This window comes from Halomonas sp. KAO (assembly GCF_015595025.1).
Classification (GTDB): domain Bacteria; phylum Pseudomonadota; class Gammaproteobacteria; order Pseudomonadales; family Halomonadaceae; genus Halomonas.
Genome location: NZ_JADNRL010000019.1, coordinates 822,875 through 846,199, shown reverse-complemented (window position 1 = coordinate 846,199; position 23,325 = coordinate 822,875). Strand labels below are relative to the sequence as shown.

General features: G+C 58.2%; 18 protein-coding genes and 1 pseudogene. 9 read left to right on the top strand and 10 right to left on the bottom strand.

The window, feature by feature from the left end; translation table 11 throughout:
* Positions 1-13: 13 nt before the first annotated feature.
* Positions 14-763 carry a glycosyltransferase family 2 protein gene (locus IOC61_RS10190; RefSeq protein ID WP_195688704.1) on the bottom strand — a complete coding sequence of 250 codons (750 nt, stop codon included), beginning with the start codon at positions 761-763 and terminating at the stop codon, positions 14-16.
* Positions 764-842: 79 nt separating this feature from the next.
* Here IOC61_RS10190 and IOC61_RS10185 point away from each other — a divergent pair, with 79 nt between their 5' ends.
* Together IOC61_RS10185 and IOC61_RS10180 are read left to right on the top strand one after the other, a co-directional pair.
* On the top strand, positions 843-1,868 hold the full coding sequence (locus IOC61_RS10185; RefSeq protein WP_195688703.1) for a glycosyltransferase family 4 protein: 1,026 nt from the start codon (positions 843-845) through the stop codon (positions 1,866-1,868).
* Positions 1,869-2,008: 140 nt separating this feature from the next.
* On the top strand, positions 2,009-2,863 hold the full coding sequence (locus IOC61_RS10180; RefSeq protein WP_229333015.1) for a glycosyl transferase family 90: 855 nt from the start codon (positions 2,009-2,011) through the stop codon (positions 2,861-2,863).
* Positions 2,864-2,938: 75 nt separating this feature from the next.
* Here IOC61_RS10180 and IOC61_RS10175 read toward each other — a convergent pair whose 3' ends face one another.
* The 3 genes and pseudogenes from IOC61_RS10175 to IOC61_RS10165 form a co-directional block, all read right to left on the bottom strand.
* Positions 2,939-3,949: a capsular polysaccharide synthesis protein gene (locus IOC61_RS10175; RefSeq protein ID WP_195688702.1), complete on the bottom strand. Its 1,011-nt coding sequence runs from the start codon at positions 3,947-3,949 to the stop codon at positions 2,939-2,941.
* A gap of 11 nt (positions 3,950-3,960) precedes the next feature.
* Positions 3,961-4,821: a glycosyl transferase gene (locus tag IOC61_RS10170; RefSeq protein ID WP_195688701.1), complete on the bottom strand. Its 861-nt coding sequence runs from the start codon at positions 4,819-4,821 to the stop codon at positions 3,961-3,963.
* A 32-nt stretch (positions 4,822-4,853) separates the two neighbouring features.
* Positions 4,854-5,603, bottom strand: a pseudogene (locus IOC61_RS10165) (integrase core domain-containing protein); the annotation flags it as partial.
* Positions 5,604-6,108: 505 nt separating this feature from the next.
* Here IOC61_RS10165 and IOC61_RS10160 point away from each other — a divergent pair.
* Positions 6,109-7,788 (top strand): sulfatase-like hydrolase/transferase, encoded by a 1,680-nt coding sequence (locus IOC61_RS10160; RefSeq protein WP_195688700.1) that lies wholly within the window; start codon positions 6,109-6,111, stop codon positions 7,786-7,788.
* Between the two features lie 7 nt (positions 7,789-7,795).
* Here IOC61_RS10160 and waaF read toward each other — a convergent pair whose 3' ends face one another.
* Both waaF and rfaD read right to left on the bottom strand, forming a co-directional pair.
* Entirely contained in the window at positions 7,796-8,851 is a 1,056-nt protein-coding gene (gene waaF / locus IOC61_RS10155; protein WP_195688699.1) for a lipopolysaccharide heptosyltransferase II, read from the bottom strand.
* Positions 8,844-9,800, bottom strand: a complete 957-nt coding sequence (gene rfaD / locus IOC61_RS10150) for an ADP-glyceromanno-heptose 6-epimerase (protein ID WP_132043438.1) — start codon at positions 9,798-9,800, stop codon at positions 8,844-8,846. The genes waaF and rfaD overlap by 8 nt, the downstream gene beginning before the upstream one ends.
* A 97-nt stretch (positions 9,801-9,897) precedes the next feature.
* Here rfaD and glyQ point away from each other — a divergent pair, with 97 nt between their 5' ends.
* The 3 genes from glyQ to gmhB all read left to right on the top strand — a co-directional run bounded on the left by glyQ (position 9,898) and on the right by gmhB (position 13,845).
* Positions 9,898-10,872, top strand: a complete 975-nt coding sequence (gene glyQ / locus IOC61_RS10145) for a glycine--tRNA ligase subunit alpha (protein ID WP_195688698.1) — start codon at positions 9,898-9,900, stop codon at positions 10,870-10,872.
* 2 nt (positions 10,873-10,874) lie between these two features.
* Positions 10,875-12,941: a glycine--tRNA ligase subunit beta gene (gene glyS, locus IOC61_RS10140; RefSeq protein ID WP_195688697.1), complete on the top strand. Its 2,067-nt coding sequence runs from the start codon at positions 10,875-10,877 to the stop codon at positions 12,939-12,941.
* A 292-nt stretch (positions 12,942-13,233) separates the two neighbouring features.
* Positions 13,234-13,845, top strand: coding sequence for a D-glycero-beta-D-manno-heptose 1,7-bisphosphate 7-phosphatase (gene gmhB / locus IOC61_RS10135; protein WP_195688696.1), 612 nt, complete (start codon positions 13,234-13,236; stop codon positions 13,843-13,845).
* A 142-nt stretch (positions 13,846-13,987) separates the two neighbouring features.
* On the opposite strand, the gene gyrB is transcribed toward gmhB, so the two are convergent.
* The 4 genes from gyrB to dnaA form a co-directional block, all read right to left on the bottom strand.
* Complete coding sequence (gyrB, locus tag IOC61_RS10130) at positions 13,988-16,408, bottom strand: DNA topoisomerase (ATP-hydrolyzing) subunit B (RefSeq protein WP_195688878.1); 2,421 nt, start codon at positions 16,406-16,408, stop codon at positions 13,988-13,990.
* Positions 16,409-16,431: 23 nt separating this feature from the next.
* Positions 16,432-17,535 (bottom strand): DNA replication/repair protein RecF, encoded by a 1,104-nt coding sequence (gene recF, locus IOC61_RS10125; RefSeq protein ID WP_195688877.1) that lies wholly within the window; start codon positions 17,533-17,535, stop codon positions 16,432-16,434.
* A 48-nt stretch (positions 17,536-17,583) separates the two neighbouring features.
* A complete protein-coding gene (gene dnaN / locus IOC61_RS10120; RefSeq protein WP_195688695.1) occupies positions 17,584-18,687 on the bottom strand; it encodes a DNA polymerase III subunit beta in 1,104 nt (367 codons plus the stop codon).
* A gap of 107 nt (positions 18,688-18,794) precedes the next feature.
* The gene (dnaA, locus tag IOC61_RS10115; RefSeq protein WP_195688694.1) at positions 18,795-20,264 is read right to left on the bottom strand and encodes a chromosomal replication initiator protein DnaA; all 1,470 of its coding nucleotides are present in this window, start codon (positions 20,262-20,264) and stop codon (positions 18,795-18,797) included.
* A 578-nt stretch (positions 20,265-20,842) separates the two neighbouring features.
* Between dnaA and rpmH the strand changes: the two genes are divergently transcribed.
* From rpmH to yidC, 3 genes are all read left to right on the top strand, one after another.
* Positions 20,843-20,977, top strand: coding sequence for a 50S ribosomal protein L34 (rpmH, locus tag IOC61_RS10110; protein WP_027960517.1), 135 nt, complete (start codon positions 20,843-20,845; stop codon positions 20,975-20,977).
* Positions 20,978-20,990: 13 nt separating this feature from the next.
* The gene (gene rnpA / locus IOC61_RS10105; RefSeq protein WP_195688693.1) at positions 20,991-21,443 is read left to right on the top strand and encodes a ribonuclease P protein component; all 453 of its coding nucleotides are present in this window, start codon (positions 20,991-20,993) and stop codon (positions 21,441-21,443) included.
* Between the two features lie 129 nt (positions 21,444-21,572).
* Positions 21,573-23,261, top strand: coding sequence for a membrane protein insertase YidC (gene yidC / locus IOC61_RS10100; protein WP_195688692.1), 1,689 nt, complete (start codon positions 21,573-21,575; stop codon positions 23,259-23,261).
* Positions 23,262-23,325 lie beyond the last annotated feature (64 nt).

The window sequence follows — 23,325 nt, the reverse complement described above, 5'->3', positions numbered from 1 at the left end:
ATGGTCGGCTCGTTCATATATCCCGAACACGACGTTTCATATATTTCCAGAACACACCGTTTGCATTAGCCACGGCGATTACCAAACCACGCCAGCCATCGAGAAAGCCGCACTTTAAAAGATAGGTACGCAAGAAAGCAAACGCGGATTTTAACACAACAACCCACACGGGATATACCGGAAACTTGTCCGATTTTGCACGAATAGTCGAATATCGATTTATCTTATCCAAAAACTGACCAAGTTCGGTGACAGCCAGATGCTCAATGCAACCGTCTAAACGAACGACTGACGTGGATTTTGCAACCTTCACTGACTCATGCACCATGGCATCATTGAAGTTATGCCATTGGCGATGAAAGACACGCACCAACCAGTCATTGCCCCAGCCCGAATGATGCACGGGCTTGCCCAATAGCCAGTTTTCTCGCAACACCTCTACCACCTGATCGGTATCAGCGGTGGGCAGCCAGCTGGCCAGCGCCTCAAGCCAGCAACTGGTGGGCGCCTCGTCGGCGTCCAACGAGACAATCCACTCACTACGAGCGAGTGACACGGCATGGCGCTTGGTAGGGCCAAAGCCAAGAAAGTCGCCCTGGTGAAGCGATACGTTGGCGTAGCGACGAGCAATTTCGAGAGTCTCATCGGTGGAGCCATTGTCGTAAACTACCACCTCCCCCAGGGCTTCGAGCGAGTCCAAGGTGCGGCCCAAGGTTGCCGACGCGTTGCGCGTGATGATCACGGCGCTTAGCTCAGAGAGCATGCAAAAACCACCCTGCCAGAATAGACACCGGATGCTACTATAGCCGTCATTATACCCACAAACCTTCTACGAGGCGGCTTTGCACATCATCCATGCCAATCTGGCCCGGGGGTTTCGCGGCGGCGAGCGGCAAACAGTGCTGCTGATCCAGGCACTGGCCGACAAGGCAGAAGTATCACTCCAGACGCTTGTGTGCCGGCCAGATTCGCCTATGCGCGCAGAGCTGGCCACAACCCACGGTCTTCGATTTGTCAGCGCTCGCCATCAGCTGGCCGGCCATCGACAGGCGGGGCGAGCCACCATGGTTCATGCCCATGACGCCAAGGCTGTACATTGGGCTTGGCTACACCATCGACTGTTTGGCATTCCCTACCTGATTACCCGTCGGGTGGATACACCCGTCAAGCACAAACTCAGCAACAGAATTTTTTACCGTGAAGCGCATCGCTGCGTCGCGCTATCCCGGGTTATTGCCGAGAATATCCAGCCGCTAAGCCCGCACCCGGTGGCACAAATTCCCAGCGCATTTACTCCACTAGTCTCAGACCCCAACATAACGCGGGCTTTCCGTGCACGCTATCCCGGTCGATTCCTGGTCGGCCACGCTGGGGCCCTTGTGGACCGACACAAGGGACAACGTGTTCTGCTCGACGCGGCTCGACGACTACAACACTCGCAGCCGGACATGCTATTTGTGTTTTTTGGCCAAGGCGAGGATGAGGCCGAACTAAAGCAAGAAAGTATCAGGCTGGACAACGTAATCTGGGCCGGCTTCAAGTCCGATATCGGCAATTACCTTCCGGCATTGGATATTTTTGCCTTTCCTTCTCGTAACGAAGGGCTAGGGTCAGTGTTGCTGGATGCCATACGAGCAGAGGTGCCCGTGGTAGCTAGCAAGACGGGCGGTATCCCGGATATTGTCCGTCATGAAGAAACCGGTCTCTTGTTTCCGACTGGTGATAGTGAGTATCTAGCTGAATGTTTGGTAAGGCTGCGCGACATCGACTTACGCAAAAGGCTTGTAGAAAAAGCCTCCCAGCATTTAGCCAAATACAGCCCTGAGGCTATGGCTAACTCATACACATCACTCTATTCTCGAGTCTAAAAAATCGTATTTATTCAATGAAATTACTCAACATGGGCGGAAAGAACGCTTATCGTGCGCATAAATTCATGTTTTACGCCTCAGGTCTGCTAGGTGCCCTACCTCCGAGAAGCCTTTTCCGACGTCGGCGCGATAAACTGATGGCCCAGTTTGACACCCTGCCTTCAGCCGATCAGGAATTTATCATGAAACGCGTAGCCTATTACAACAAACTTGACACCTTATCAGAGCTTTCTGGTGCAGCCACTAGCAACCAAGACTTCAAAATACACTCAAAAAAATCCACATATCATCTCGACTTTTACCAAGTTGCTAAGCACTTCCCAGCAAGTAGTGCATATCACTATCGTTTTGGCGACAAGACTTTCGTTCCAAACGAACCCACGTTTGTCAAGAGCAGGCCAATTAACGGGGAAAACTACAATTCAGTACTACTCAAACTCGACAGCGTTCGACATTTTTACACGGTAAACGATCCTTATGATTATGATAAAAAAAAGAGCACCCTAGTGTGGCGGGGAGCAGCACATCAACCCCACCGCCAAAATTTTCTAGCACAGTGCCACGATATGGCCCAGTGCGATGTTGGTGCTACCGACAACAAGGTAGAAACGACCGCATATCGAAAGCCATTCATGTCTATCAAACAACAGCTTGGGCACAAGTTTATCTTCAGTATTGAGGGCAACGATGTTGCCACAAATCTGAAATGGATAATGGCATCGAATTCGTTGTGCTTTATGAAACAACCAGCTTATGAAACTTGGTTCATGGAAGGTACGCTGACCCCAGGCCACCACTATGTAGAGGTCAGTGATGATTTTTCCGACCTGGACGAAAAAGTTGCATACTACCTAACACATCCCGAAGAAGCCCAAGACATCATACACAACGCCAACCAATACATTACCAATTTTTATCACCCGCAACGGGAAAGGCTCATCGCACTGCTGGTTTTTGAGCACTACTTAGCACACACACAACAATATATTTAATAAATACCCACGGTAACTTTACAATATTTTTCTGATGATGATGAGTGAGGTTAGATGCAGGACTCATGGGCTAGTCTAAATGTTAAAATTTCCCAAAATATCAAGCAGCAGTACTGCTTTACGTTCTAAATAAACCTTTTCCTCTTGATATCTACCTTTATAGGTCTGCTTTGCAACAACCGAATTTAAAAAAACATCTATAGACTCTTTGTTATTACAAAAATTGTTTGGCAAATTAAAGAACATTTTTTCTTCAAAGTCATTAAATAATTCACCCATGCTTTCATTTAAAAAATAGGCCAATGTGAAATATGGCATAAAACCATACTTCTCAGCGTTATGTACACCTTGTGCATATATTTTATCAGGATGTGTCTTTTCATACCCCAGCTTGCGCATCATTTTCTTACTATTCGAAACGTAAATTGCGAACTCTCTATCCTTCAGCAAATAACTTAAATAAAGACCAAATGCTTTAGCAATTAAAGGTGAGCCTTTTTTAGCATAAATAAACCAAACTTCAAGGGGGCGACTCTTTACCTCTTCTTGTCTAAACATGAAAAAATCAGCTTGGTGCTTAATATGTGGAAGCCAAGAGCTAAGCGGCTTTAGGCAAAAGGTGGTTGCATCTGCCCATACACCACCAAACTGAGTTAGCAAATAGACTCTCAACAAATCAGCCTTATTAGCCTTTGTTAGCCTTATGTTGCATAAATGAAATATAGAATTAAAATCAAACCCTAACTTATTTTCGATATTCTCATCATTTAAAAATACCACCTTATAATCCGGGTTTAGCTTTTCCCAAGAAACATAGCTGAGCCGAACCACTTCAGGTGCGTTTGCCAAGTCTGAATCCCAATAAATCCATATAATTTTAGTATCGGTGCCTTGCTCATATGAGGTTAAGCATGCATCTTCTAAAATCTTTAAAGAAATCTTTGCTCTTTCTTTTAGCTCTTCATTTTCAAACCCTTCACCGATACCATGAGAATATCTATATCTCTTCTCTACCCAATCTAACTTTTTTCTAACTTTGAAAAACTTTTTTTCGAAAAAATTGCTTTTTATAAACTTATCCAGCATTTACGCCTCCATCACAACTCAATATTATAAAAACTCATCACATTAGCTATTTGCTTGTCATTATACCCCCTGTCCACGTTTAATTTATTCAAACCCACAACATAGCTATTCGATATTTCGATGAAATCTTTGAAATCCCTACCTTGTACATTTATAATCTCAGTTCCATTTAATTTTGCCATGAAAAACAACCACACATCATCTGCATAAGGGCAAATATCAGTGAATATTTCTTTCTTTGCCACATCTTTATACAAGGATCCCGGAGGATATAATATTGCTCCGCTGCCTGTTAAAAATATATTACCATTATTATCATTGGTTTCTTTCGCCCACTTCCTATAAGGCCTTATTTTACCTTTCTTATAAGTAATCTCATGTGCTCTATTTCCTATTATAGCGTTTGGATTTTTTTTATGACTTCTCAACAAGATTTCAATAGTATCTCTAGGGTATAAAACATCATCGTCTAAAGTAATAATCACACTATTTGGAAAACTTTCTATCGTAGGAATTATCTTCTTGTAACTTCTAATATCTGAACAAAACCTAACCTCAAGTCCAAAACTCACCCTTGATGTGATTGATATTGGCAAGTCATTAAAGTCAAATTCATCTTCTGCAAGCCATAGAATAACTCTGTTAGGCAAAACAGTTTGCTGAGAAATAGTTTCAAGAACCAAATACACGTCATGGATTCTTTTTGAGTAAGTCGTCAAGCTTACAACTATCTCACCATTTACAATACGCTTTTCTTGAGTTAGCTTCTTCAGCTTTCTCGCATCAACCTGGCACTGTTTTTTAGCCACCTCTCTCTCTACAAGTGCTCCGATTTTATAAATATTTCTCTTTTGCACCTTCTTAAAAAACATGGAACTTGGCCTCTATTCGTAAAAACAGGAAGAATGTCGGGTCCCGTATGACTAACTACCCGTTTGGTAAATAACTCAGAACGTTTGTCCTGCTATTCTTTAATCGCTGCGATCGGTGACTGATGGTACAGTGCCTTCTGCGGGATATGTTGATTGTACAGCCAAGCGTAGCACTTGAGTGTCTCTTCCAAGTCCTCGCTTGAGACATAGCACCGGGTCGAGAGCACGTCGCTAACCCGTTCGTTGAAGCGCTCCACCATGCCATTCATCTGCGGCCGTCCCGGCTTGATTAGCCAGTGCTCGATACCATAGACCTGACACTACTGATCGAAGGAATGGCGACCGCTGGGCTTGCGTTCGCCTGCCCGCGTGAAGCGACCGGTGAAAGACTTGGGTTTCTCGTCGTCACCGGCGGCCTGCCAAGCCAGTTCCACCAGCGTCGGCACTTCATGCCGCTTGAGCATGCGATGCAGGGCAGAGCGTGACAAGCGGGGATTCAGGAACTCACACGCAACGACGAGATGGTCATCCAGGCCGAGGCACAGGAACTCACGAGCCGTGATCAGCACCTCCTCTTGCTCGGACGTGAGCGTAGCCAGGAGGTTGTGACGCGTGTAGGGTCGATCATAGACATTATCACGATAACGCCAGCGCCGAATGGTCACGGTGACAACACCACACTGACGGGCCAGCTCGCTATCCGTGATGCTGGAGGGTGCTGCCTGGATCTTGGCACGAATCTTCGGTGTCGTCGCCGCTTGTTTATGCAGCTTGATGTCCATGAACCTGCTCCCGGATGAATTGCTGAAGAAGCTCCCTCGCGGCTAGCAAAAAATAATTTGATCATCCGGGACCCTACACTCCCCATCAAATGCAGCACTGACAGCTAATGATCGATGCTATTTTTTCCAGCGAATTCTACTTGATGATCGAAGCAAGCTCTATCCTGAATCCGAGAAGCTGACGCCAGCATTTTTCTTATCATCCAGTAGCGCACAACTTTTGTCTCTGGCCAAAAAATCGGAAGATCCCGGTAGTTGTCAAGAAATCTGTCGACTCTGCGTTCATTCAGGCCCCATGATCTTGCTCCACCAGTGCTGGGTAGGATCAAATGCATGCCGGACCAAAATGACGCCCCCAGAACTGACACGGGCTTTGTTATCGCCTTCTCCAACGCCAATGGCGTATTCTGGAAGTACATGAAGGCCTACGCGCTCCACCAGTCTTCCTGACAGGGTCCATGGATGCAGCTGAAAGGCCGCCACCCGATCCCTATCGAAGAGACTCATGCAACTCGCAAACCCGAACTGGCTCAAACATTCTCGCTGGTGGTCCCTGCTCGTCATCGGGGTCTGCCTTGGCTATGCCATCGCCACCGTGGCCGTGCTGCCACTCTGGAGCCTGATCCCCATCACCGGCCTCTGGCTGGGCCTTGGCTGGCTGCTGCGCTGGGGAAGGCCGGCCACGCCACGCCCGCCCCGGCAGATCTGGCCCTGGTCGCTGGTGCCCCTTTGCCTGTGGGGCGTCTACGTCTACCTGGCCGAAAGCTTCGGCATCGTCGAGATCGGGGCGATCTTCTTCCACCTCCAGGCCGGGATCGCCGAGCATGGAGGCAGCAGCCGCCTGCTGGCGGCGGCACTCTATACCCTGGCGATGCTGGCCCTGCTCGCTGCCTATACCTGGCTGGTGCGCCGTGACCATCGCTGGCGCCTCGTCGACCGCCTGCTGGCACTGGTACTGATCGCCACCAATCCGCTCTTCTACAGCATGGGGCAACGCAGTGCGGCCATCGTCACCGATGACGGTGCCTGGCTGGATCGTCGCTATGTGGCTCCGACGATCCAGCAGGCGCCGGAGAGCCCACCCAACCTGCTGCTGCTCTACCTGGAAAGCATGGAGCGCACCTATGCCGACCGCCAGCGCTTCGGGGATGCCTACGCCTTCCTCGATGCCCTGGGCCGACGCGGTCATGTCTTCGAGGGCATACGCCAGCTGGAGAACACCGGCTGGACCATGGCCGGCATGATCGCTAGCCAGTGTGGCACCCCGCTGATGCCCGCGGGCCTGCTCCACGACAACCAGTTCGAGCCTCTGGGCCGCGTGGTTCCCGGTATTCGCTGCCTGGGCGACCTGCTGGATGAACAGGGCTATCGTCTCAGCTTCCTGGGCGGCGCCAGTACCGAGTTCGCCGGCAAGGGAATCTTCTACGAGGATCATGGCTTCGACAGGGTGATGGGACGAGCCAGTCTCGAGCCTCGTCTCGTCGAGCCCGATTATGTCAACGACTGGGGACTCTACGACGACAATCTGTATGACTTTACCATCAACGAGATTCGCCGCCTGGAGGCGGAAGATGCCGGCCCCTGGGGGGTGGTCAATCTGAGTCTCACCGCCCATGCGCCCAGAGGCTATCCGGCGCGGGCCTGTCGAAAGCGTCAGGGCGAGTTCGACGGCGAGGATATCCTCTACTCCGTGGAGTGTTCGGCCTGGCTCGCCTTCGACCTGATCGACCGACTCGAAAATGAAGGGCTGCTGGAGAATACGCTGGTCGTGCTCGCCAGCGATCATCTGACGATGCGTGTGTCGGCCTGGGAGCAACTCATCGCCGGCGAGCGGGACAACACCTTCATGTTGCTGGGCCAGGGTATCGAGGCCGGCCAGCGGACCCATCGCGAGGCCGCCTCTATCGATCTTTTCCCCACCATACTTGAGGCGATGGGCTATACCATCGAGCGCCACCGGGCTGGGTTAGGTGTCTCCCTGCTCTCCGAGCAACCGACCCTGGTGGAGCAGCATGGCCTGACCGACCTGGCGGCTCGCATGCACGAAGAGACCGCCCTGCAGCAGCGCTTATGGGAAGGCCTGATACCTGAAGGCAGGCAGCAGAAGAGCGGGCAGGCCGCTTCCCGGCAGATTCTGGATGCGCTCGACAATACTGCAGATGAAGCAAACTCCGGCAAGGACTAACCGCGCATCAGCTCCTTGCGATGGTGGTACGCCACGCATGAATCGCCCGGTGCACTCGCTCGGGAGCCATCTCCACCAGGCAGCGCGTATGACCCAGTGGGCAGGTACGCTCGAAGCAGGGCGAGCACTCAACGGCCAGGTAGTGGATCTCGGCGTTATCGGTCAGTGGCGGCGTATAGGCCGGCGACGAGGAGCCATAGAGCGCCTGGACGCGAGTGCCCACCGCCGCCGCCACATGCATCAGCCCCGAGTCATTGGTGACCACCTGCTCGCAGTCGGCCAGCAGGTCCACGGCGTCGGCGAGGCGTGTCTTGCCGCACAGATTATGGGCACCCATCAGCCCATCGACGATCGTCTCACCCGCCTCGACATCCTTGGGCCCTCCCAGCACCCGCACCTCGACCCCCTCTGCTATCAGCGCCTCGGCCAGGCTGCGGAAGTGCTCCAGCGGCCACTGCTTGGCGGGGCCGTACTCGGCCCCCGGCATCATGCCGATGGCCGGTGACGCGGAAAGCCCCAGACGCTCGCGCAGGGCGGCCTGATTACCCGCGTCCACCATCAGCCGAGGCTGAGGTATGGGGAAGTTGCCCCTGGCCGCCTCCTCGGCGGACAGCCCCAGGGAGACAAAACGCTTGACGGTCTGGTCGAGCACGCTCTTGTCGAGACGACGACGCTCGGTGAGCAGACCAAGGCGCTGCTCGCCATGGAAGCCGACGCGTCGTGGGATACCCGCCAGGAAAGGCACCAGCGCCGATTTCCAGGAGCGCGGCAGCACGATGGCTCGATCGAAACGACCCCGCAGCCCGCGAGCCGCCTCACGGCGTACGGACCAGCCGAACTGGCCATGAGCCACGTCCAGGGCGATCGTCTCATCCACCTCGGGCATGCGCTCGAGGATCGGCAGCGACCAGCCCGGCGCCATCACGGCGAGTGTGCAGCCGGGGTGGCGGTCACGCAGCGTCATCAACAGGCTCTGGGCCATCACCATGTCGCCGACCCAGGAGGGGCCGACCACCAGGATACGCTCGCCGCTTGTCTCCCCCCGCGAAGCCGATTCAGCCATTCAGCCACTCCAGGTACTCGCGTACCCCCTCGGCCACGGTGCGAAATTCGCGATCGTATCCGGCCTCGCGCAGCCGCGAGATATCGGCTCGGGTATAGCTCTGATAGCGCCCCTTCAGCTCATCGGGAAAGTCGATGTACTCGATGGCCCCATGACCATAGTAATCGATCACCGCGTTCCCGATCGCCTTGAAGGGTTCGGCACGACCGGTGCCCAGATTGAAGATGCCGGACGCTTCGGGGTTGTCGAGGAACCACAGGTTCACATCCACCACATCCCCGACGTAGACGAAGTCGCGGCTCTGCATGCCGGCATCAAAGCCATCCCAGGCGCCGAACAGCTTGACGTCCTGGCCGGCGCTGATCTGGGTATGGTGGTGATAGGCCACGCTGGCCATCTTGCCCTTGTGCTGCTCTCGGGGACCATAGACGTTGAAGTAGCGGAAACCCACCACCTGGCTGCGAAATGAATCCCGGTGGATACGCACATACTGGTCGAAAAGCAGCTTGGAGTAGCCATAGACGTTGAGCGGCTTCTCGTGCTCCGGCGCCTCCTGAAACACCTCGCTGCCACCGTAGGTGGCCGCCGAGGAGGCATAGAGGAAGGGAATCCCCCGCTGCTGACAGAAGTGCAGCAGCACCTTGGAGTACTCGAAGTTGTTATCGAGCATGAAGCGGCCATCCCACTCGGTGGTATCGGAGCAGGCTCCCTCGTGAAAGATCGCCTCGATCTCCGGCAGCCTGGCAGACTCTCCGCGCAACTCGGCCTCTACCCGCTGGCGGAAGTCATCCTTGTCCAGATAGTCACCCAGGCTGCAATCGGCCAGATTGACGAACTTGGTGCCGTCGCTCAGGTCGTCGACCACCATCACATCCTGATGGCCACGCTGATTGAGTGCCTTGACCAGATTCGAGCCGATGAAGCCGGCCCCGCCTGTCACTACGATCATGGAGAGATTCCTCTGTTCGGGGCGTGCGCCTATAACCGATCTTCCGGTGATTGTATACTTGAAGCCCTGTGAATTCATGGCCAACGGTGCTTTTCCAATGACACTCGCGACACCAACGTCGACCTCGCCCTCCGGGCCGGCGCCAGACGTCTCAACCTTTCAGGGTCTGATCCTGGCCCTGCAGCAGTACTGGGCCGATCAGGGCTGCGTGGTGCTGCAGCCGCTGGACATGGAGGTCGGTGCCGGTACCTTCCATCCGTCGACCTTCCTGCGCTCCATCGGGCCCGAGACCTGGAACGCCGCCTATGTGCAGCCCTCCCGTCGTCCGACCGACGGCCGCTATGGCGAGAACCCCAACCGCCTGCAACACTACTACCAGTTTCAGGTGGTGATGAAGCCCTCCCCCGCCGAGTTTCAGGAGCTCTATCTCGGCTCTCTCAAGCACCTGGGCCTCGACCCCCTGGTTCACGACATCCGTTTCGTCGAGGACAACTGGGAGTCCCCCACCCTGGGTGCCTGGGGCCTGGGCTGGGAAGTGTGGCTCAACGGCATGGAGGTGACTCAGTTCACCTACTTCCAGCAGGCCGGCGGCATCGAATGCTTTCCCGTGACCGGCGAGCTGACCTACGGCCTCGAGCGTATCGCCATGTATCTGCAGGACGTGGACAGCGTCTACGACTTGGTGTGGACCACTGCCCCGGATGGTTCCAGGGTCAGCTACGGCGATGTCTACCTCCAGAACGAGCGTGAGCAGTCCGCCTATAACTTCGAACACGCCGACGTCGATTACCTGTTCGGTGCCTTCGACCAGAACGAGCGGGACTGCACTAGGCTGCTCGAGGCCAATCTGCCGCTGCCCGCCTATGAACAGGTGCTCAAGGCCTCGCACACCTTCAACCTGCTCGATGCCCGCCACGCCATCTCGGTGACCGAACGCCAGCGCTACATCCTGCGCGTACGCACCATGGCCCGTGACGTGGCCCACGCCTATTTCGATTCGCGCAAGGCCGCCGGCTTCCCGCTGGCTCCCGAGGCACTGCGCCGCGAACTGCTTGAACAGGGAGACGCTTGAGCATGGCTGCCAACACCCTACTGGTTGAACTGGGCGTCGAGGAACTACCTCCGAACGCCATCGACGCCCTCTCCGATGCCCTGGCCGAAGGGCTGCGCCGCGGCCTGAGCGATGCCGATGTCGAGCATGGCGAAATACGTGCGTACGCCACGCCGCGTCGCCTGGCGGTCCAGATCGAGTCCCTGGCCGGCAAGCAGCCCGACCGGGTGGTGGAGAAGCGCGGCCCGGCACTGGCCGCTGCCTTCAAGGATGGCCAGCCCTCCAAGGCCGCCGAAGGCTTCGCTCGCTCCTGCGGCGTCAGCGTGGATGAGCTGATTCACCTGGAAACCGACAAGGGCACCTGGCTGGGGTATCGCGAACAACAGCAGGGGGAGAGTATCGCTGCCCTGCTGCCAGCCATCCTCAAGAAAGCCGTCGCCGCCCTGCCGGTACCCAAGAACATGCGCTGGGGTGCCTCACGGGTGGAGTTTTCCCGGCCGGCACACTGGCTGGTCGTGCTCTATGGCAACGAGATCATCGAAGCCGAGGCACTGGGCCTCGAGGCCGGCCGCACGACCCGTGGCCATCGCTTTCATGCTCCCGACCCCATCGAACTGGCCCACGCCGATGACTATCTCGCCACCCTGGAACAGGCGTGGGTTCTGGCCGACCGCGAGCTACGCCGCGAGCGTATCCGTGAGCAGGTACTTTCGGAAGCGGAGGTGCAGGAGGCCACCGCAGTCATCGATGAGGCGCTGCTGGTCGAAGTCAGCGGCCTGGTGGAGTGGCCCGTGGCCCTCACCGGCAGCTTCGACGAGCGCTTCCTTGAGGTACCGGCCGAGTGTCTGATCTCCTCGATGAAGGCGAACCAGAAGTACTTCCACCTGCTCGATAGCGAAGGCCAGCTGAAGCCGCTGTTTATCACCGTTGCCAATATCGACAGCAGTGAGCCCGACCGCGTCATCGAGGGCAACGAGAAGGTCATTCGCCCCCGCCTGGCCGATGCTGCCTTCTTCTACGATACCGACCGCAGGCGCACCCTGGCCTCTCGAATCGACGAGCTCTCGGGCGTTGTATTCCAGAAGCAGCTCGGCACCCTCGCCGACAAGGCCCACCGTACCGCCGCCGTGGCCGCCTTTATCGCCGGCCAGCTAGGTGGTGATGTCAGCCATGCCCGCCGCGCCGCCGAACTGGCCAAGTGCGACCTGGTGACCGAGATGGTGCTCGAGTTTCCCGAGCTCCAGGGCACCATGGGTCGCTACTACGCCGCTCAGGATGGTGAGCCCGCCGAGGTGGCCCGGGCCATGGAGGAGCAGTACCTCCCCCGCTTCGCGAGCGATGCCACTCCCCGGAGCCGGACCGGCCAGGCCCTGGCCCTGGCCGACCGCCTCGACACCCTGACCGGCATCTTCGGTATCGGCGCCCGCCCCACCGGTACCAAGGACCCCTTTGCGCTGCGTCGCGCCGCCATCGGTGTGCTCAACATCATGGTCAAGGGGGAGCTGCAACTCGACCTCCGTGAGCTGCTCGAGCTGGCCGCGGCCCAGCACCAGGGGCTGCCGTACGCCGAGAACCTTGTGGATGAGGTGCTTGCCTACATGCTCGACCGCTTCCGGGCCTGGGGTCAGGGTGAGGACATCTCGACCGAGGCTTACCTGGCGGTGCGGGCACGCCCCGTGACTCGTCCGCTGGATTTCGCCCGCCGCCTGCGCGCGGTAGAGGCGTTCACCGGACGCGACGAGGCCGCCGCCCTCGCCGCTGCCAACAAGCGTGTCTCCAATATCCTTGCCAAACAGGGCAGTGAGGTGAGCAGCACCGTGGATGCCACTCTGCTGCAGGAAGCCGCCGAGAAGAGGCTCCACGACGCGGTGGTCAGTCACCGAGACAGGGTCACGCCACTGCTCGTTGAGGCGCGCTATCAGGAGGCGCTGGATGTCCTGGCCGGCCTGCGTGAGCCGGTTGATACCTTCTTCGATGAAGTGATGGTCATGGCCGATGATGAGGGGGTGCGCTGTAACCGGCTCGCCCTGCTGGCCGGCCTGCGGGCACTGTTCCTCGAGGTTGCCGATATCGCTCAGCTCCAGCAGTAACCGCCCCCCGTAGCACCATCGAGGCCGGCAGCAACAACTGCCGGCCTTTTTGTATCTGGCCACCCTGGTGTTTCACATGGAACATGGGCTGCCATTCATGGTGATGTTTCACGTGGAACATCGCCGTTCCAGCCACGCAACGCCAAACAATAGCCAATCACCCCCACGCCCTTGCTCCTTGCTCCTTGCTCCTTGCTCCTTGCTCCTTGCTCCTTGCTCCTTGCTCCTTGGCAGGCCATGTTTCACGTGAAACACTGCGTGCCAACCAACCCAGCGAAAAGGAAACGGTGCCGTGCATACCAGTGATCGCCTGGTGATCCTCGACCGAGATGGCGTGATCAACCAGGACTCTGATGACTATGTGAAATCTCTGGCGGAGTGGATTCCCTACCCCAGCGCCATCGCAGCCATAGCACGCCTGAGCCAGGCCGGTTGGACGGTAGCCGTGGCGACCAACCAGTCGGGCATTTCTCGTGGTTACTACACCGAGGAAACCCTGGCAGAGATGCATGAGGAACTTTGCCGCCGGGTAACCGAGGCCGGTGGCGAGATTGCCCATATCGCCTGGTGCCCTCACGGTCCCGATGACCACTGCTGCTGCCGCAAGCCGCTGCCCGGGCTACTGGAGCAGATTCGCGATGCCCTGCAGCTGCGTGGCCTGGCAGGCAGCTGGATGGTGGGAGACAGCCTGCGCGACCTGCAGGCCGGAGCCCCCATGGGCTGTCGCCCCGTTCTGGTTCGCACTGGCAAGGGTCAGCGCACCCTTGAGCAACACACCGAGCTGGCCGCTCCGGGTAACGATACGCTGATCTTCGACAGCCTGGCCGACTTCGTCGGCTGGCTTCTAGGAGATGGGGGTGACAGTGGACGTGGGAGTGAGAGCGAGGATGGAAATAAGGCGTGAGGCACAAGGGCCCGGCTCAGCCTCCCCACGCCTTGAGGTACAGTGATGAAGAGGCCCGTCATCGATAGCGATGACGGGCCTCTTACAGTCGCCTGATGACGGGCATCAAGGCGATTGGCGGTGTTTCACATGAAACATGTGATCAGACATCGAGATTGGCCACCAGGGCGAAGCGCTCGATGAAGTCCCGGCGCGGCTCCACCTCATCGCCCATCAGGGTATTGAACATCATGTCGGCGCCCACGGCATCCTCGATGGAGACGCGCAGCATACGCCGTGTCTCGGGATTCATGGTGGTCTCCCAGAGCTGCTCGGGGTTCATCTCCCCCAGCCCCTTGTAGCGCTGGATGGAGAGGCCACGCTGGGCTTCATTCATCAGCCACTCGAGGGCAGCGTAGAAGCTCGACACGGAGCGCTTGCGCTCCCCGCGCGCCACATAGGCGCCCTCCTCCAGAAGCCCGTTCAGGGTCTCGCCGAGGCTCGTCATGGCGCGATAGTCGGCGCTGGTAAAGAAGTCGATGCCCCACACATAATCGGTCGCCACGCCATGGGCGGCGATCGTCACCGCCGGAAGGTAGAGGCCTCGCTCACTGTCATCCTCGAGCCGGAAGCTGTAGCGCGGTCCACCTTCATAGGCGAGCTGCGCATCCATCTCGGCCTGCAGACCCTCGATCCAGTTCTGCATGGTGACCCGGTCGCGCAGACTCACCTCGCCGTCGAGTTCCGCGGCATGCACGATCTTGCGCAGCACCTCTTCGGGATAGACCCTCGACAGACGCTCGATGCGACGCATGACATCACGATACTGGTCGACAAGTGCCTCGAGCTGGGCCCCGCTGATCCCTGGCGCATCGGCATTGACATAGAGGCGAGCGCCATCCAGAGCCGTGGTGGTCAGGTAGTCGGTCATCGCCTGCTCATCCTTCAGGTAGAGCTCCTGCTTGCCACGCTTCACCTTGTAGAGCGGTGGCTGGGCAATAAACACATGCCCCCGCTCGATCAGCTGCGACATCTGCCGGAAGAAGAAGGTCAGCAGCAGGGTGCGGATATGCGAGCCATCCACGTCGGCATCGGTCATGATGATGATCGAGTGATAGCGCAGCTTGTCGGGGTTGAACTCCTCACGCCCGATACCACAGCCCAGCGCGGTGATCAGGGTGCCGACCTCTGCCGACGATAGCATCTTGTCGAAGCGCGCCTTCTCGACGTTGAGGATCTTGCCCTTGAGCGGCAGGATGGCCTGGGTACGGCGGTCACGCCCCTGCTTCGCACTGCCACCGGCGGAGTCACCCTCTACCAGAAACAGCTCCGACAGACTCGGGTCCTTCTCCTGGCAGTCGGCCAGCTTGCCTGGCAGGCCGGCGATATCCAGGGCCCCCTTGCGCCGCGTCATGTCCCGCGCCTTGCGTGCCGCTTCACGGGCACGCGCGGCATCGAGCATCTTGTTGACGATCGCCTTGGCTTCGTTGGGCTTCTCGATCAGATACTCGCCAAGCAGACGCGCCATCTCCTGCTCTACCGCCGTCTTGACCTCCGAGGAGACCAGCTTGTCCTTGGTCTGGGAGGAGAACTTGGGGTCCGGCACCTTCACCGAGATGATCGCCGTCAGCCCTTCCCTCGCATCATCACCGGCGGTACTGATCTTCGACTTCTTGAGCAGCCCCTCCGACTCGATATACCCGTTGAGGGTACGCGTCAGTGCCGCGCGGAAGCCTGCCAGATGGGCGCCACCATCCCGTTGCGGAATGTTGTTGGTATAGCAGAAGATGTTCTCGTTGAAGGAGTCGCTCCACTGCATCGCCACCTCTACCCCGATACCGTCCTCGCGGTCGATATTGAAGTGGAAGACAGGGTTGAGGACTGTCTTGTTGGTGTTGAGGTGATCGACAAAGGCCTTGAGGCCGCCTTCATAGTGGAACAACTCCTCCTTGCCGGAGCGCTCATCGATCAGGCGAATGGCCACCCCGGAGTTGAGGAAGGAGAGTTCGCGCAAGCGCTTGGCCAGGATGTCGAAGTGAAACTCGATATTGCCGAAGGTCTCCGACGAGGGACGGAAGTGCACGCGCGTACCGGAGTTTTCCGTCTTCCCCACCACCGACAGTGGCGCCTGGGGCACACCGTGACGATAGAGCTGCTCGTGCACGTTACCGGCACGCCACACCGTTAGGCGAAGCTCCTCGGACAGCGCATTGACCACCGAGATGCCGACGCCATGCAGACCACCGGAAACCTTGTAGGAGTTGTCATCGAACTTGCCGCCGGCATGCAGTACCGTCATGATCACTTCGGCGGCGGATACTCCCTCCTCCTCGTGAATATCCGTCGGAATGCCGCGGCCATTATCGCTCACCGTCACCGACTCATCGGGATGAATAACGACACGAATCTCGCTGCAGTATCCGGCCAGCGCCTCGTCGATGGAGTTGTCCACCAGCTCGAACACCATATGGTGGAGCCCGGTGCCATCATCGGTATCGCCGATATACATGCCGGGACGCTTGCGTACGGCATCGAGCCCCTTGAGAACCTTGATACTCGATGAGTCGTAGGCCTGTTCGCTCATTGACTGCTCCGTCATGAAATCTGTCACTCCAGTGGCAGCAACGTACCGTTCCCGGACGCCGAGCGTTTCACGTGAAACATCTCGACCGGGGTCTCGGCCTGCCACAGATCCGCCAGGGCATCGTGATCGATGGTGGTGATGAACACCTGGCAGCGCATGTTTTCCAGCCAGCGGCAGAACAGTCGCCGATGCGTGTCGTCCAGTTCCGCTGGAAGGTCGTCAATCAGGTAGACGCAGCGGCGTCCCGTACTGGCTTCCAGCAATCGCCCCTGAGCCAGCTTCAGGGCACTGACAACCAGTTTCTGCTGGCCCCTGGACAGGACCTCCACCGCGGGCCGCTTTCCCAGGCGGATCGCCAGGTCGGCTCGCTGAGGCCCCTGCTGGGTAAACCCCATCTGCCGATCGACATCGCGGCCCTGTCGCAACAGTTCGCCCAGCGACTTGCGTCGATCCCAGCCGCGCGAGTAGCGCAACTGAAGATCCTTCAGCGGCAACAGCCCGTTCAGGGTTTCCTCGAAGACCGGGAGGAAGGCCGTGATCCAGGCGGTGCGCATCTCATCGATCCGCTCGCTCCAGTGCACCAGCTCCAGCTCCCAGGCCGCCAGAGAGTCGGGGTCCATTCTACCATGCCTGAGCAGGGCGTTCCGATGTTTCAGCGCCCGCCGAGCGCGTTGCCAGGCCTCCAGGAAGTCATGTTTCACGTGAAACACTCCCCAGTCGAGGAACTCTCGCCGGCCAGCCGGAGAGCCCTCCAGAAGCTGGAAGGCATCGGGATTGATCAGCTGCAGGGGAAGGGTCTCCACCAGTCGCGAGAGCCGACTGACACGCTCCCCTGCAAGGCGAACCTCAAGTTCGTCCTCATTGCGACGGCGCCTGACGCCGAATGGCACAGGGGGGGAGCCGGCGATACGGCCATGGACCATCAGTTCATCACCGCCATGGGCAATGACATGACGCATGTTACGGGTACGGAACGAGCGCCCCATACCCAGAACATGGATACCTTCCAGCAGGCTAGTCTTGCCACTCCCATTCTCGCCAGAAATCAGATTGACTTGGCAATTCGGTTTGAAATCAACAGGTTGAAGATTTCTCAGGCCATGGAAGACGAGATGATCAAGGGGCATAGACATAAGGGGAGAACATGGCGGCCCGGTCGGGCCGCCCTGGGTGGGTCACAGGCGCATCGGCATGACGACGTAGAGAGCGTCCCCACCACCCGGCTCCTCCATCAGCGCACTGCTATTGGAGTCTGCCAGCGTCATCTGGATGCGCTCGTCGTCGATGGCATTGAGCACATCGACCAGATAGCCGACATTGAAGCCGATCTCGAGAGAGTCGCCGCTGTATTCGATCGCGATGTTCTCCTCGGCCTCTTCCTGCTCGGGATTATTGGCCATCACCTTGAGATTGCCCTCCTCGAGGTGAAGTCGCACTCCTCGATACTTCTCGTTGGAGAGAATCGCGGTGCGTGACAGCACCTGCCGCATCTCGGCACGCTCGGCGATGAACACCTTGTCCCCACCGCGGGGAACCACTCGCTCATAGTCGGGGAACTTGCCGTCAACCAGCTTGGAGGTGAAGGTGAAGTCTCCCGTGTGGGCCCGAATATGGCTGGCTCCCAGGGTCAGGCTGACCGGATCCTCACCATCATCGAGCAGGCGCACCAGCTCCAGGATCCCCTTGCGCGGCACGATCAACTTCTGAGGCGACTCCACATGAAGCTCCGCCGGACGCGAACAGACCGCCAGGCGGTGGCCGTCGGTAGCCACCGCGCGGATCAGGTTGTCACGCATCTCGAGGAGCATGCCATTGAGGTAGTAGCGCACATCCTGCTGTGCCATGGCGAAGGAGGTAGCGTCGATCAGGTGCTTGAGCATTCCCCGCGGCAGGCTCAACTCGGTGCTGCCCTGACTGTCCTCGATGCTCGGGAACTCGGCGACCGGCAAGGTAGAGAGGGTGAAGCGCGATCGACCACTACGCAATACGGCGCGCCCATCCTCGAGGGAGAGCTGGATCTCGGCCTGGTCGGGGAGCGACTTGCAGATATCCATCAGCTTTCGGGCTGGCACGGTAACGCCACCAGGCTCATCCACCCGGGTTGCCACGGTGCGACCGATCAGCTCTACCTCCAGGTCGGTGCCGGTCAGAGCGACCTCCTCCTGCCCTACCTGAATCAACACATTGGAAAGTACCGGCAGGGTCTGGCGGCGTTCGACCACGCCTGCCACCAGCGTCAACGGTCGCAGCAGCGCTTCGCGGGAGATGGAAAATTTCATGTCGGCTCCACGTCTTGTCCTGAAGGGGTTGCAGCCGGCAGGGGCCCGGCCAGATGGCATGACGACCATTAAACCACAAGCCGGCAGTATCTCGGAGGGCGAAGCGATCAGCTGGTCAGCAGACGCATGAGGTTCTTGTAGTCCTCACGGATATCGGAGCTCTCCTCCTGAAGTTGCTTCACCTTGCGACAGGCGTGCAGCACCGTGGTGTGATCACGCCCTCCGAAGGCATCACCGATCTCCGGCAGGCTATGATTGGTCAGCTCCTTGGCCAGGGCCATGGCCACCTGTCGAGGGCGTGCCACCGAGCGAGAGCGGCGCTTGGAGAGCAGGTCGGCGAGCTTGATCTTGTAGTACTCGGCCACGGTGCGCTGGATATTGTCGACCCCCACCTGCTTGTCCTGGAGGGCCAGCAGGTCCTTCAGCGATTCGCGGATAAAGTCCTGGGTGATCGGCTTGCCCATGAAGTGGGAGTCGGCGATTACCTTCTTGAGTGCCCCCTCCAGCTCACGCACGTTGGAACGGATCTTCTGGGCGATAAAGAAGGCGGCGTCGTGCGGCAGGTCGACCCTGGCCTGATCGGCCTTCTTCATCAGGATGGCGACACGCGTCTCGAGCTCCGGGGGCTCGATCGCGACCGTCAGCCCCCAGCCGAAGCGGGACTTGAGGCGCTCTTCCACACCGCTGATCTCCTTGGGATAACGATCGGAGGTCAGGATCATCTGCTGCCCGCCCTCGAGCAGGGCGTTGAAGGTATGGAAGAACTCCTCCTGGGAGCGCTCCTTGCCGGCGAAGAACTGGATGTCATCGATCAGCAGGGCGTCGACGCTACGGTAGAAACGCTTGAAATCGTTGATGGCGTTGAGCTGCAGTGCCTTGACCATATCGGCCACGAAGCGCTCGGAATGCAGATAGACGACCCGCGCATTCTCGCGCCGGCCCGCCAGGGCATTGCCTACGGCATGCATCAGGTGGGTCTTGCCCAGGCCCACGCCCCCATAGAGAAACAGCGGGTTATAGGCCCCACCGGGATTCTCCGATACCTGGCGCGAGGCGGCCCGAGCCAGCTGGTTCGACTTGCCCTCGACAAAGGTCTCGAAGGTGAAGTTGGGATTGAGGCCACTGGTGTGCTTGAGACTCCCCTCCACCTGGACCTGACGCTCCCCTCCTGGTCGTCGGGCCGACGGCGCGTCGTCTCGGGATGTCTGAATCTCGGCCTCGTCGGCCACCTCACCCCGGGGTCGCGTATGGACCGCCGGAGCTGCCGGCTGCCGCGGCGTCGCCGACACGGGCGTGCCGAGCTCCCGCGGTTGTGGCCGAGGCGTGGCACGCCGGCTTCCCACGCTCAGGACCACCTTGGGCGGCCGCGCCGGGGAGAGCTCGCGCAGCAGTTCGGTGATCCGCTTGGCAAACTTGTCGCTGACCCAGTCACGCACGAAGCGATTGGGGGCCAACAGGCACAGCTCTCCCCCTTCGCCCTCCTCTACCTGAAGCGGGCGAATCCAGGTGTTGAACTGCTGCGAGCTCAACTCATCCTGCAGGGTATCCAGACACTGTTGCCAGAGAGCCAGCGACACGCGACGTCACCACCTTGTCGTAAAACGGCCGGGCATTGTATCGCCACAACACTCGGTTATCCACACCCCGAGGCACCTTGACACACCCTGTGGAAAACAGGCGTATGGTGTGATGACGCCTTCTGGATTGAGCTGTGGGCAACCCAGCGCTGTGGAGAAGACCCATTTTCATCCACAGGATCTCCGCGAGGAGGGCACCGTTTTTCCCGCCATTATCCACATATTTTATTGCAGCCCAACTAATTGTCATAATTGATATAAAACCAGTTATCCACAAACAGCTTCCCCAGTATTAATAACAAGGCATTACAAGATATAAACATTATTGTTATTGATGCCGCGCAAGCCCGCTACGTACTTGAATCCCCCTTGGCTGCCGAGATCCCACACCACCCAGCACGATCGCCCACCACGCCTGCCTTGACGAAGAGTGCAATTAGCACACGGAAAAATTGCACCGCTCGGGGGAAAACACTACAATTTCCGGTCTTGAGCCGAATACGTCCGGGTTCCCAGCGGGAATCCAGACGCCTCGAAAACGACGAATCGTCCTGAAAACCACGTGGGAATAACGAGTTATGAAACGCACCTTTCAGCCCAGTGTCCTGAAGCGCAAGCGCATGCATGGTTTCCGTGCCCGGATGGCCACCAAGAACGGTCGTGCCGTACTGGCGCGTCGTCGCGCCAAGGGTCGCAAGCGCCTGAGCGCCTGATCACGGACCCTGCGTGCCCTGCCAAACGTTTCCCCGCCGTCTGCGCCTGCTGACGGCAGGGGATTACCGTCAGGTCTTCGATAACGCTGCCTTTAAGGTACATGGTAAAGGGCTGATGGCACTCGCCTCGCCCAACGATCTGGGACACCCCCGTATCGGCCTTGTGATCAGCAAGAAGAGCATGCGCCGCGCCGTGGACCGCAATCGTGTCAAGCGGCTGGTGCGCGAATCGATCCGGTTCCAGCAACATCGGCTACCTGCCGTCGACATCGTGATACTGTCACGTCGCGGAGTCGGCGAACTGGACAATGAGACCCTGCACCGGCAGCTGTTCGGAATGTGGCGAAGGCTGACCCGCGACGCCAAGAAATCGTTCGCAACACAGCCATCACCGAGCATCGAGCCACTCTCATCGGATCGGAGCCCGCAGGATCATGAGCGCACCCCTTCTCGAGGCAGGACTTGACGCTGCCGGGGCTACCCTAGAAAGTCCGTGTTCGGAATACAGCCTGCCCTTGGCAGGCTTTTGTCTATCTCGGGCGGCTGAATCGCCTTCCGCCCCTGGCAAGTTCACTACCCACTGGGCAGAACCCTCATGGACGTAAAACGACTCCTATTGCTGATTCCACTGGCGGTGCTCGCCTATCTGATCGTCGTTCAGTGGAATCAGGACTACGGCCAGATGGCCGCTGAGCCGCAGGCTCCCTCCTTCGCCAGCAGCCAGCCCCAAAGCACCGGCTCCCAGGCCGAAAGTGCCGAGGAAGGCCTGGCAGCCCCCACGGCGAACGGTGGCGATCGCATGACGGAGGCGATGCCTGGCGAGAACGCGACAGCGTCCAGCCGGGACCTGGTTGCCGTGATGACCGATGTGCTGGACCTGCGTATCGATCCCCAGGGCGGTGACATCGTCTATGCGGCGCTGCCTCAGCATAAGTTGACCCTCGACTCGGACCGCTCCTATGTGATGCTCTCCGATGGCGAGACGCGCAGCTATGTGGCACGTTCCGGGCTTCAGCTGGATGGCCAGTCTGGGCGCATCGCCTACGCTCCCGAGCAGACCGAGTATCGCCTGGCCGAAGGAGACAGCCGCCTCGAGGTGGACCTCAATGGTGAGGTCAACGGCATCGAGGTCATCAAGCGATTCACCTTCGAGCGCAACAGCTATGCGGTGGATGTCGAATACTTCCTGGCCAACCACACCGAGTCTCCTGTCTCCGCTCGCTTCATCGGCCAGCTGGCCCGCGACAACAGCAGCGACCCCTCCAGTGGCCCCAAGATGGGCATGCGCTCCTATCTGGGCGCGGCCTACTCCACGCCTGAGGATCGTTACCTGAAGGTCGACTTCGAGGAGATCCAGGAGGGCAAGTTCGAGAACCGCGAAGCCGAGGGCGGCTGGGTAGCGATCATCCAGCACTACTTCGTCAGCGCCTGGGCCCCGCCGCAGAACCAACAGAACCTCTTCTACGCCACCACCGACTCCCGCGGTCGTAATGTGGCCGCCTTCGCCGGCCCGGTGACGGAACTGGCGGCCAATGGCGAAACACGCCTCGGCGCCACCCTCTATGTGGGCCCCAAGGTGCAGGACTACATGGAAGCGGTGGCACCCAACCTCAAGCTGACCGTCGATTTCGGCTGGCTGTGGTTTATCGCCAACCCGCTGTTCTGGTTGCTCGACAAGATTCATGACGTCATCGGCAACTGGGGCTGGTCCATCGTGCTGTTGACCATCCTGGTCAAGACCGCCCTGTGGCCGCTCTCCGCCAAGGCTTACAAGTCCATGGCCCGCATGCGCAAACTGGGCCCGGAGATGCAGCGCCTCAAGGAACAGTATGGCGACGACCGCCAGAAGATGTCCCAGGAGATGATGAAGTTCTACCAGAAGGAGAAGATCAATCCTCTGGGTGGCTGTCTGCCGATTCTGGTGCAGATGCCGGTATTCATCGCACTCTACTGGATGCTGCTGGAGTCCGTGGAACTGCGTCACGCGCCCTTCATGTTCTGGATTCAGGATCTCTCGGTGAAGGATCCGCTGTTTATCCTGCCGATCCTGATGGGTGCCTCCATGTTCGTGCAGCAGATGCTCAACCCGACGCCGCCGGACCCCATGCAGGCGAAGATCATGCGCATGCTGCCCATCGTCTTCGCCTTCTTCTTCCTGTGGTTCCCGGCCGGTCTGGTTATCTACTGGGTGGTGAACAACATCATCTCCATCGCCCAGCAGTACGTGATCACTCGCAAGATCGAGAACGACCCAAGCGTCGGCAAGGGCATGAAGACCAAGTAACCGCTCATTCCCGAGCCACTCCCCGGACCCCCGCCTCATGCGGGGGTCTGGCGTTTCAGGGAAG